This window comes from Lawsonibacter sp. LCP25S3_E2 (assembly GCF_052117285.1).
Taxonomy (GTDB): domain Bacteria; phylum Bacillota; class Clostridia; order Oscillospirales; family Oscillospiraceae; genus Lawsonibacter.
This window is the reverse complement of sequence record NZ_JBQKJL010000074.1, coordinates 1-752: the sequence shown is the minus strand read 5'-3', so window position 1 is coordinate 752 and position 752 is coordinate 1. Positions and strand designations below refer to the sequence as shown.

The 752-nt window shown below is 47.2% G+C and carries 2 protein-coding genes; one reads left to right on the top strand and one right to left on the bottom strand.

What is annotated here, in order from left to right; translation table 11 throughout:
- The first annotated feature begins 139 nt into the window (after nucleotides 1–139).
- The gene (locus tag ACTQ3R_RS16575) at nucleotides 140–535 is read left to right on the top strand and encodes a hypothetical protein (protein ID WP_441780240.1); all 396 of its coding nucleotides are present in this window, start codon (nucleotides 140–142) and stop codon (nucleotides 533–535) included.
- A 57-nt stretch (nucleotides 536–592) separates the two neighbouring features.
- Here the strand turns inward: ACTQ3R_RS16575 and ACTQ3R_RS16570 are convergent, their stop codons facing one another.
- Entirely contained in the window at nucleotides 593–718 is a 126-nt protein-coding gene (locus ACTQ3R_RS16570) for a hypothetical protein (RefSeq protein WP_441780239.1), read from the bottom strand.
- Nucleotides 719–752: the final 34 nt, after the last annotated feature.

Below are 752 nucleotides of genomic sequence, written 5' to 3'. Positions count from 1 at the left end.
CCATGCAGTCCTGACCGTATTGCTGAAAATCCATGTAGCCGTCCAGTCCTGCCCGCTTTTTTTCGTGTTCTGGGTCAAAAGTGGGTCAGGTAGAGAAAATGGGCTAACAAACTAAAATTTGTGGAGAGGAGCAAGTGATATGATGAACGGACAAATCAATGATTTGTTGGCCAATATAATTTCCACGTATGCACCCCAATTTGGTAGAACAATCACAAAAAAAGTTGCATTAAATCTTGCTATGACAGCTATTGAGTGTCAGATCGAGAATACGTCCGGCGATACTTATGCGTTGATGAGAACAGCACTTTCAGAATGTGGAACTATCCTTGAGGAAAACATAGAAGATGGTATAATTTCTGGAGTGATTTTATCGGGTGCCGCAAATATGAATCCTGCATTTCTTCTGCTCAAGGCTGATGGAACCAGTATCCATCTTGCGGTAAACGCAAAAGAGGGCCTAATCAAACAGCATACAGCGGAACGAGCAATAGATGCGTTTAAATCGGCGTTTGCCAACGCTAAAGGCTCATAAATTCCAATTTGTCTGCCTATCGAGCGGCTCGTTCCAAATGGATCGAGCCGCTTTTGCTTACATCATCCGCTGCCCCTGCCGCTGCTCCGGGAAGGGCGGGTCCAAGCGCCGCAGCAGGGCGAACTCCGTTTGCGTCACACAGTCGTTTTCCATGCAGTCCTGACCGTATTTCTCAAAGTCCATGTAGCCACGGCACAGGGTTCTGCCTCACACCCGG